The following is an 11,232-nucleotide window of genomic DNA, read 5'->3' as shown; positions in this document are numbered from 1 at the left end:
TCACCCGGTTCCAATTCCAAATGCTTCTGATTTGTCTTTGTCTCTGTGCTTTTAAATGCTTGGAGTTTATTTTGGTGCTGACTGGCAAGAATGATGCTTTCTCCCTGAGACGAAACCAAACTGCTCAAGGCTCTTCCCTCTCCTTGAACCAGAAAACCCGTATTTCTGCTGTTATTCGTGAAATTGCCCGCTTGATCTGGTATTAATACATTTCCGATTGATGCATCATAGCGTCCCGTTTCTGTTTCATTACCATAAAAATTCCCTATCAGAAAAAGTTGGTCTTCAAGATAGTCAAAATGGATCCCAAAGGTGGGGGCAAATTGCGCTTCGGTAGCCAGGGGGAAAAGTCTGCAATTCCCTGAGCTGTCTATTTTCATCAAAACACTTTCAAATGTTTCGGCCCTGAACTCCAAGGCAGTTTCACGTTGCTTTGGTGTGAAAAATTCCTCAAGACCATATTGTGCAAACTCGGCGTAGCGGAGGAAACGGTTTTTCCAGGAAGGAACCTGACTGACCAATTTATCACGGCCGGCAACAGGATACATACCATCCACCAAATGCGTGAACATAATTGGATCTATACTTTGATTGCTGTCAAAATCATCTGCTATCAGCAGTAAAGGACTGTTCTTGTCAACCTGCCACCTTGTGTTTTTTCCGGCATTACCCAAAACATATTGCTGATTCCCGCGCTCATCAGTTCCAATCGGATAAATACTGTTCCACCATCCTGACGAACCGGCAGGACTCATTATATCGGTGATGTCCTCAAAACTGATTTGCTTACCGGCTCTCAACTGCCTGAAAAAAGTAACAGGCATCCATTCTCCCACCACTATCAAGTCCACCAAACCGTCCCGGTCAAAGTCTGTCCATAATGCAGCGGTGACCATACCGATATCCTCCAAACCGGGAATCAAGGTTTCTGTCAGTTCGTGGAATTCCCCGTCATTAAAGCCTAATATCATGGACTTGGGAGTCAGAGGGTATTTTCCTGGACTAACTCTTCCTCCGATAAAAAATTCCAAATTTCCGTCCCCGGTAATATCTGCTGCCGTGATTGCAGCGCCACTGAACTCAGTGCCAGGTATCCCTTTTTCAAAACGTGTAAAATTCCCTTGGCCATCATTGAGGTAAAGTCTGTCCTGGTAAGACTTATCCCCTTCGGGAAGCCTGCTTCCTCCGCTGACCACATAAAGGTCTAAGTCACCGTCATGGTCAATATCAATCAATAAGCATCCCATGTCATCGGCCTCCAATTCGGTAAATACTTCCTTTTGCATAAATTTTCCCGTTTTGTCTTGGATAAAAGCCATTCTGGGAAAACCTGCTGAACCTCCTATGAAAAAATCATCCAGGCCATCCCCATTGATGTCTCCTACAGCTATACCGGGACCGTTTTCGGAATGTTTATGCGGAAGGAGTATTTGCCGGTTGAAATCATTGTAGACACGGTGCTGATGGACATGGTTTATGCCTAGATGGGCTGAAACTTCTTCTAAGCTTAAAGGGGTTTCAGGATTATTCTCTTCTTGAAATTCCGAAGCATTTTCATAGGCAAGGTGAATGAGCGTATTGAGCTCAGCGATGTCAAGGCTCTGGCTTTTCCCACCTGGCCAGGTCACCCTCAAGCGGACCGAATCTGCCCCGGTTCCCAATCCAAAATGGGCAATCGGTTCCACAAAGGACTTGTAGCCCCTTGTGGGATAATGTTCATAAAATTGCTTTTGGAGTCCCTTTTCAGTATGGAACTCAAGTTCCAAAACAGCCCCCAGTCCCATGGAATTGTGTTCAGGTCCTTTGAGGCTAAATTTGAGAAATGAGGATTTTTCGGGATTTTTTTCCCTCATCATGTTTTGGTATAAAAATGCATGGTCATTCAGGTTGTTGACCAGTAGGTCCAAGTCACCGTCATTATCCAGGTCCGCATAAACTGCCCCGTTGGAAATTGATCCATAATTCATCCCCCATTCTTGGCTTTTGTCGCTGAAAGTAAGGTCCTGGTTGTTTAGAAAAATGTAATTGGGTAGACTGACCTCCTTCAATCCTTCCATGCCTTCAAGCAGCATTTCCCGCCTCTGCTCCGGAGTCGAAAAAGGACCTAATCCCTGTTTGAAATTGATATGATCCAAATCGGTTACGTCTTTACCATAACCGTTGCTGACAAAAAGATCTTTATGGCCATCATTGTCAAAATCAGCAAAAAGCGGACTCCAGCTCCAGTCAGTTTGGGCTACTCCCGCCAAAAATCCGATTTCGCTGAATAAGCCATTACCCCGGTTGAGCTGAAGTGTGTTTCTGACATACTGGGGTTCATATCCTTTTGAAAGGTTGCTCATGTAAAGGTCATAATTGGCAGTGGGGGAGAACATGGTCTTTTGGCGGTAATTATCGGGGGGAAACATGTCTAGAACCATGATGTCCACCAAGCCATCATTGTTGAAATCTGCAATATCTACTCCCATAGCGTTAAAGCTCTGATGCCTAAGCATGGTATCTATTTGATTGCTAAAAGTGCCATCCCCATTGTTGATGTAAAGGATGTCATTGGTGATGAAATCATTGGCTACATAGATATCAGGATATCCATCTCTGTTGATATCGCTGATGGCTAAACCTAATCCATAACCTTCTATTAAAATTCCTGCCTCCTTGCTCACATCGGAAAATGTTCCGTCACCATTATTTCGGTAAAGTTTATCATTGCTTTTTCCTTTGCCGGTTGTTTCTCTTGGTCTGGATGTGTTTCGTTGAAAAGTCTCCAAGGCATTGGAAAGAATATAAAGGTCTAGAAATCCATCTTGATCGTAATCCAGGAACGCTGCCTGTGTATTGTATCCACGGTCATCTATCCTATATTCGGCAGCCATTTCTCGGAAAATTGGGATTCCATTCCCATCAAGTCCCTGGTTGACAAAAAGGAGGTTTGGGTCTGGATTGTTTTCGTCTCTGTTTGAAACACTTACATAAATATCAAGCAGCCCGTCATGGTTGATATCCACCAATGTGACACCTTCAGTCCAGGTGTTTGTTTCAATGCCGGCAACTGCACTGATGTCTTTGAATTTCATTTGGCCCAGATTAAGATACAGTTTAGAGGAAACTTTGTTTCCTGTAAAAAAAATATCGGGAAGCCCATCATTGTTAAAGTCTCCAACCGCTACACCACCTCCGTTGTAGATGTAGTCAAAATCCAGAATGTTAAAGTTTTCATCAATATTGATTTCATTAATGAAATCTATGCCTGTGTCGCCGGCAGGGAGCAGACGGAAAAAAGCGTTTTCATCAGAGCTGGGTTTGCAGGAAAAAACAGCAATGGCGATAAACCAAATTAAAATCCGGAAAAAGGGTATTTTTAAAACCGGAAATGGGTTTGTTTCTGTAATGTTTGGATCAGGTTTCAAAGGGCTTCTTTTTGGTATTATCAAATGTATGAAGTAACTGGTTTGGAAACATCTAGGCCATGTGTGGTCAATTTAAGAGAAACTCAAAATAGAAAATCTGTCGAAATAAATGGCAATTTGTCTAGCCGCAAAAGGAAAAGAGCCGTGAACGGCTTTCAGCCAAGTAGCTTCCAGCAGTCCACGACACTTTTAAATAGGGGCGATAAATGCCGTTGTATGATTATTCTTCCCGTTAATATCCGGGGTTCTGATCAGAGTTTGTCAAAGCGGAATTGTTATCAATTTCCGCAAAAGGCAGGGGAAGTAGGTCATGATGTGTTCTAAAGTTAGGAAGAGGCTCACCTTCCAAGAAGTTCAATCTTCTCCATCTTCTGATATCCCTGTTTCTGATTTGTTCACCAGGAAATTCCACTCTTCGCTCATGCTGGATGGCAATGCGCATTTGGTCCTGGTTTCCTGCGGGATATTGCGCAGTAGGGTATAGTGGCATTTCAACATCCGCTCTCTGTCTTGTTTCATTGAGATAGGTCAGTGCAGCAGCAGTGTTGCCAAGCTCGTTTTCAACTTCTGCCATCATCAATAAGACATCGGCATAACGGATGACGCGAAAATTGATTCCAGACTGCATGTTCTCAGCACTTTGCTTGTAGATCATGGTATATTTTCTCCAGCTAGGCCTAGTATTATCACCTTGTACCGCATCAGGAGTCAATACACTGTTGCCATTATTGTAGGTGTCTCCAACTTGATAGAAATTATAGGAAAATCTAGGATCATCCTTTTCTGCACCATTGGATTCCATTTCAAATGCATTTACCAAGGACATACTTGGAACCAAGTTTCTCCATGCAGTAGGGCTGTATTCCTGGCCTCTGAAGGTGGTAAATGAAATTCCTGAACCATCTCCGTCCCACACATTGGCATCACCAAAATCTCTGGTCATATTCACTTCATAGATTGACTCCTGGTTGTGCTCATTTTCCTCTTCAAAATTATCCAAGTATCTAGGAACTAAGCTATATTCTCCTGAGGAGATAATGGCTTCCAATAGAGGTCTTGCAGATGTAAAGTCACCTCTGAAAAGATGTACTTTTGCTAACATGGCCTGAGCTGCTGCATTAGTAGCTCGTCCAAGGTCTGAAGATCCATATGCACTTTTATTAGGTAACCTGTTGATTGCCTCGGTAAGGTCGTTGATTGCCTGCTGAAAGGATTCTTCTTCAGATGACCTGGGAGAAGCGCTTTCAATGGAAGTGGCCATCGTCGTCATCAACGGAACACCTCCCCACATAGAAGCCAACTCATAGTAAGCCCATCCTCTAAGGAAATAAGCTTCCCCTACAATTCGGTTTCTGAGATCATCGGTGATTTCCTCTGTTACATTTTCGGCATTGTCTATCACTATATTAGCCCTGTGAACAACTCTGTACCATCCTCTCCAGTTGGAAATGATCAGGGGATTAGACGGATCAATGGCACCTTGGACTATTTGGTTTCTGTGGGCTTCCAATTGGCCACCACCAGATTCCACATCATCCGAGAGCATATCATGGAAAAAGAAATACTCCCTGATGTAGAGATCCAAACCTTGCAAAGCTGCATAAGCTGAATTGACTCCTGCCAATAACTGCGGTCCTGAAACAAAGAATGTTTCTACGGATAACTGATTTGGATTGATTGGATTGAGTTTTTCCTCATCGCAGGAAACTGCCCCAATCAAAATCAAACATGCTGTAATAAATAATCTGATTTTCATTTTTTGATTTTTTTAATTGTTGGCTTAAAATGAAAGCTGTAAACCGCCTATAAACGTTCTTGCTGCTGGGAATTGTCCAAAATCAATACCTTGCCCAAGGGTGGTATTGATACCTGTTCTAGCTGCAATTTCAGGATCAAATCCAGTATAATTGGTAATTGTCAAAAGGTTTTGTGCCGAAACATAGACACGTACCCTTGAAATTGACCCATTGCTGATTTGATTGAGAGCTGCACTAGGAATATTATAACCAAGACTGAGGTTTTTGATTCTGAGATAAGAACCATCTTCTATCCATCTTGAACTTGCTCTGGCATTTCTATTTGGGTCACCATTGATCGCTCTTGGAACGTCCGTATTGGTATTGTCAGGTGTCCATCTATCCATTACTACCGTACTTGCATTAAATAATCTTGTCATACCTTCAGTATGGAATCTAAGTAGATTGAAGATTTCATTTCCCTGAACTCCCTGTACAAACATGGAGAAGTCAAAGTTTTTATAACTGGCAGAAAGATTAAGACCATAAGTGAAATCAGGCATGTAATGGCCTAGGAAAGTCCTGTCATTGGCATTGATTTCTCCGTCGCCGTTGATGTCGGCAAAGCGAAGATCTCCCGCGGCAGTGTGTCTGGTGGGGTCATAAGATTCACCTGCATCGGGTAAATTTTGTCTTGGAGCTGAAATGGCCTCCTCATTACTTTGGAAGATACCATCCACTTGCCAGCCATAGAAGTAACCAATTGGTCTTCCTTCTTCTGTGAAAGTAAGGGGATCACCCTGGAAATCCGGTCCGAAAATGGTATTTCCAGAACCCAGTGAAACCAGTTCGTTCCTTACAAATCCTATATTACCGTCGATGGCAAACTGGAAATCTCCTGTATATTTTCTGTAACCAACCGCAAGCTCAATACCCCTGTTAGACACTGTTCCCACATTGGAAACCGGAGCACCGTCATAGCCCAAAGAAGGAGGAATTGGCACTCCCAAGATCATTCCTTCAGTAGTGTTGTCAAACCACTCAAAAGATAAGTTGAATCTGTCGTTGAATAAACCCAAATCAAAGCCGATGTTCTGCATGATGGTAGTTTCCCATCTTAGATTTGGGTTGGCCAAGGCAGAAATTGTACTTCCTGGCTCTGTAGATCCTCCAAATGGATAGAAGAAATTACTGTTGATGGTAGCTTGATAAACATAGTTACCGATCTGGTCATTTCCCGTTTCACCATAACTGGCCCTAAGTTTAAGGTCACTTACAGCCGTGATGGGCTGCATGAAAGATTCTTCGCTAATTCTCCATCCTGCAGATACAGAAGGGAAGGTACCCCACTTGGAATTAGGTCCAAACCTTGATCCACCGTCTCTTCTTACAGAAGCACTAAACAGGTACTTCTGATCATAGTCATAATTGAACCTTGCCAGGTATGAAATTAAGGCATAGTCTATTCTGTTACTAGTGGAGGTCATGTTCTGTACACCTTGAAGTTCACGGATTTCATTGGTTAGGAAGTTTTGTCCTGTACCGCCCAAAGAAGTGCTCTGGAAAGTCTGCTGCTCAATTACCCCCAATATATCGAAGGTGTGTTTGTCTATCGATTTCCTGTAAGACAATTGGTTGGAGATCAAAGGAGAAAAGAAGGTAAACCTGTTTTGCCCGATAACTGCAAAAGGCTGCTCATGAAAATCACCTGAACGGAACCTTGGTGTAAACTCATTGGTAGTACCCATCGCAAGGTCTGTTCCTATCAAAAATTTGTATTTCAGTCCTTCTAGAATTTCAACATCCAGGTAGGCAGTTCCAAGGATCTTGTATTCCTGTGTCCTGTTTGTTCTCAATTCAGCATTCAAGACCGGGTTTTCAGGATCAGAGCCGTCAATCCGGTCTGGAGAACGAAATCCACCAAGCCTACTCTCATCCCTCACAGGAATGTATGGTACAGATTTGACCATATGCTCCAATTGCGTTCTGCCACCGATAAAAGGTTCATTATTCCTGTTGGAATAGGCGATTGTTAAGGTCTGCCCTATCTTTACTCTCTCGCTGATTTTAAACTCTGTATTACTTCTAAAAGAGAATCTTTCAAAGTCTGTCCCTCTCATTGTTCCTTCTTGCCCAAAGTAACCGGCTGAAACGTTATAGAGTACAGTCTCGCTACCTCCTGAAATACTTACATTGTGGTCTTGGATGGTTGCTGGCCTAAACATTTCTCCCTGCCAATCTGTGTTGACATTTGCCAAATCACCCAGATTATCAAATCGTTGAGGTGGAGGGTCGCCTGCATTTCCCAACAAATCCCTACCAAAATCCAAATATTGATTGGTATTAAGTAGGTCGAGTTGTCTCCAAGCGCTTTGAGTACCGACATAGGAGTCGACAGACACCTGCGGTTTACCTTGTTGCCCTTTTTTGGTTGTGACCAAGATTACACCATTAGCTGCCCTTGAACCATAAATAGCGGCTGCAGAAGCATCTTTCAAAACCTCAATAGATTCAATGTCTGCTGTATTGATCTGATTCAATCCACCAGCAGGGACACCATCAATGACGTACAGAGGGTCGTTGTTACCCACTGTACCTATACCTCTGATTCTCACTACTGGATCGGTACCTGGTGCACCGGAGTTGGTGACATTTACCCCAGCCGCCCGACCTTGAATGGCTGATGCTAGGTTTGGAACCGGCAATTCTCTGATTTCATCAGAGGAAATAGAAGAAATAGCACTTGTAACTGTTGCCCTTTGCTGTGTACCATAACCTACAATTACTACTTCTGATAATGAGTCTTGATCAGGCTCTAGAGTGATATTGAAAGTATTTGTATTTCCAACCCGCCTTTCCACCTGGGTGTACCCGATAAATGAAAATATCAAAACCGCATCCGGGGAGGGAACTCTTAAAGTAAAGTTACCATCAAGATCGGTTGCAGTACCGGTTGTGGAACCTTTTACCAGGATATTCACTCCCGGAAGGGATTCGCCTGTATCAGAGGCCAGGACAGTTCCCGACACTTCAAGGGATTGGTTCTCAGCTTGAGCCCACAACTCCTTTGGTAGGAGTGTCAACCATAAAGCAAGGAGGCAAAGTAAAAATTTTCCCTGACTCCATTTGCTTGTTTGTTTTGAGTAAATAGTTTTTAACATAGGGTTTATTTGTTTGAGATTTAATTTGGTTTCCTTTGGATAGTTCATACCATAGAGCCTGAAGTTGATTAGGGAACTTCAATTCCAATAGGTGATTTCCCACCTACAGGCTTTCTTTCCGCAAAAGTTGAAAGCCCTGTATGGATTTGAAAGAGATAAATAGATTTGGGATGATATACTTTCCTTCCCGCATTTTCTACTGGTTTCCCACATGCCGTTGATAAAGTATCACAGCCAAAAGCAGCATTCCTAAAAAAAATGAAAGTTGCTCTTGAAAGCTTTGTTTTGGGATTCAGGTTATTGGTATACTTGTAATAGTTGGTATTCATTTGGGTCTTTTTGGATTTCTGAACAATTCTTTCAAATCGGGATTTTCTTCTACTCATAATTTTTTAATGAGACGGTTTAAGGCGAGAGAATCTGATTTTTGAATTGATTTACATTATTAAACTTAAGTATAAAATGTTATTTTTACACTTGTTAATCTGATCAAGTAGGGCTTTTTAGCCTAAATATTTCGCTTAGTGAACTTGAAAAATAAACTGCTTGACTGGCTACAGTGACATTAATCTGTTTGCAGAAATGTTTTAGCAAGGAGAATTGAATTTGGAAAGTTATTAATTTACTTTTTCCCGTTGCGTTTAAGCATAAATAATTGAAATATAGATGGTTACATATTTTTCTAAGAAACTGAAAAGTAGCTTGGACTCATTAAATTCATTTGATTTAATGCATGTGTAACCCTCATTAAATACACTAATTAAAAACATTGCATGAAAATATTACATTTAATATTGTATAGTTTTTAAAACATTTTAATTGAAAACTGAACCTGTGTTAAGACTTCTGATGAGAATATTCTTTCTGATTATTTTGAGCTTTTTGAGTTCATCGGGGAAGGTATTTGCCCAGAATAGTAATAATTCAAAACCCACAACCATCAGACTAACGGATGACAGTTTGCATTTTCATATTACTGAATTGGTAGACTTTTATTTAGATAAGAGTAAAGAACTCAGGTTTGAGGATATTATTTCACCTGTCTATCAAAGTAAATTCAGGAAGTCTTCCAATTCCTATATTGAAAGTGAAGATGCAGAAGGAGCTTTGTGGGTTAGGATAAGTGTGAAAAATGAACGTTCAAGACAAAATGAGGCTTGGTTTTTTGAATCATGGGGGTTTGATATCGGTAAAATAGCCTTTTATATGCCCGATAAAGGGAATTCGTATTTTAAAAATGAATCAGGCTATGCTTTACCCTTTGCCGAAAGAGAAATAAAACATAAGAATTTCAATCAGGTGCTCAATATTCGGTCGGGTGAAACCAAAACTTTCTACCTCAGAATAGAAAGAAGTTATCTGATGGGCTTCAGTTTCCATTTGAGGTCGCACGGTAGCTTTATCGGACATGCCAGTAATGAGTATTTTCTTTTGGGTATTTACTATGGTGTATTGACCATTGTATTGTTCTTTTCCCTTTACCTTCTCATCAAACAGCGGGATCCGCTTTATGCCTACTTTTCTTTTTTCCTTTTTTCATGTATATGGTATTCACTAGGGAGAGATGGATTGGGGTTTCAGTACCTTTGGCCGGGGTATCCCCAGATCAATTTGCTGACCAAAAGGCTTTTTACACAATTACTCTTGGTGGTTTCGGCTTTACTTTTCTCCAATCATTTCGTTCAAAAGCTTCAAAAATCTCGGGTTGCGAAAAAGGTTACTTGGACAGCGATTGCAATGATTGTGTTCTTGACTTTAAACCAGGAATATGGTGCAAAATTGCCAGACGCTTACATGCTCGTGCTCTTTACAGGTATCCTTTCAGCACCAATCCTGATGATGCTGAGGGTTCTGAAAAAAATCAATCAAATGTCATGGGCGCATTCTTTTGCCATGGTATGTATGCTGATTGGCTTGTTGCAGTCCTATGCTAGTGAAGCCAATGTTGAGCTGTTTAACAATCCCATTATCAATTGGTACTTTGCCAATCCGGTGATTTTTGCGGAGGTTGTTTTCTTTTCAATTTCGATTTTTAGCCAAATCGGTTACCTGCAGAAGAAAAGTATCATAGCTGACAGGGAGTTAAACATGGTATTGATCGAAAAAAACAAGCTTCAGGACGAGCTTAACAACAAATTGAAGAAGCGTGTGAAAAAAAGAACTGAGAAGATAAGGGCCATGGCTAATGAACTTTCTTTAAAGAACCGCCAGCTTTTACTTGCAAATAATAAGTTAAGAAAGCTCAATGAAGAGGTGACTTCAGAGAATGTGAATTTAAGTTTAACTAATCAGGAACTGAAGGAAGGGATTGAAAAAACCACTCAGGCTATGGTGCTTATGAAGGGCTTTGATTTCCAGGAATTCAAAAAAATATTTCCGGATAGAGACGCCTGTTGTAAGTTTCTCTCCGAGCTGAAATGGGCTGATGGTTACCATTGCAGGAAATGCGGTTATAACAAAGCAACCATCTCCAAAAGCTTTGGCAGAAGGTGCAGGAGCTGTAATTACAATGAGTCTGCTACCAGCAATACTCTTTTTCACAAAATCAAATTTCCGATCGAAAAGGCCTTTTACATGCTCTACCTTTCCAATAGGAAAGATGTTAATATGACTTTAAATGAGCTGTCGGAAACTATTGATTTACGAAGAGAAACCTGTTGGGCCTTCAAGAATAAAATCGAGGCATCCAAAGAGAAAATCAGTTTTGATGGAGAATTAAATGGCTGGGAAAAGCTTGCTCTTGTGGACATGGAAAGTAAATAAAAGCTTAATGTCTAAATTGTTTTTTTCTAACTTCTAGGTATTTTTGTCACAAATATTTAAGGATTTAATTTTTTAAATGTAATTAATACACTTATTTTAGGGTTTTGATGAAAGAACACACCAATCAAATACTCAAATAATTCCAATACAATGGAAAAACAATCA

At 41.1% G+C, this 11,232-nt stretch carries 5 protein-coding genes; 1 reads left to right on the top strand and 4 read right to left on the bottom strand.

The features are described from left to right. The 4 genes from EA341_RS11255 to EA341_RS11240 all read right to left on the bottom strand — a co-directional run. Window positions 1-3,407, bottom strand: a 3,407-nt coding sequence (locus EA341_RS11255; protein WP_293014287.1) for a VCBS repeat-containing protein, incomplete at its 3' end; no start/stop codon positions are given. 232 nt (window positions 3,408-3,639) lie between these two features. Then, window positions 3,640-5,163: a RagB/SusD family nutrient uptake outer membrane protein gene (locus EA341_RS11250; RefSeq protein ID WP_293014285.1), complete on the bottom strand. Its 1,524-nt coding sequence runs from the start codon at window positions 5,161-5,163 to the stop codon at window positions 3,640-3,642. Between the two features lie 24 nt (window positions 5,164-5,187). Next, entirely contained in the window at window positions 5,188-8,304 is a 3,117-nt protein-coding gene (locus EA341_RS11245) for a TonB-dependent receptor (protein WP_293014281.1), read from the bottom strand. A 68-nt stretch (window positions 8,305-8,372) separates the two neighbouring features. Then, entirely contained in the window at window positions 8,373-8,690 is a 318-nt protein-coding gene (locus EA341_RS11240; protein ID WP_293014278.1) for a hypothetical protein, read from the bottom strand. A 433-nt stretch (window positions 8,691-9,123) separates the two neighbouring features. On the opposite strand from EA341_RS11240, the gene EA341_RS11235 reads away from it, so the two are divergent. After that, window positions 9,124-11,067, top strand: a complete 1,944-nt coding sequence (locus EA341_RS11235) for a 7TM-DISM domain-containing protein (RefSeq protein ID WP_293014275.1) — start codon at window positions 9,124-9,126, stop codon at window positions 11,065-11,067. Window positions 11,068-11,232 lie beyond the last annotated feature (165 nt).

This window comes from Mongoliibacter sp. (assembly GCF_007692705.1).
GTDB lineage: Bacteria > Bacteroidota > Bacteroidia > Cytophagales > Cyclobacteriaceae > Mongoliibacter.
Note: the sequence above shows the minus strand (reverse complement) of the source record. Positions and strands in the feature narration are given on the sequence as shown.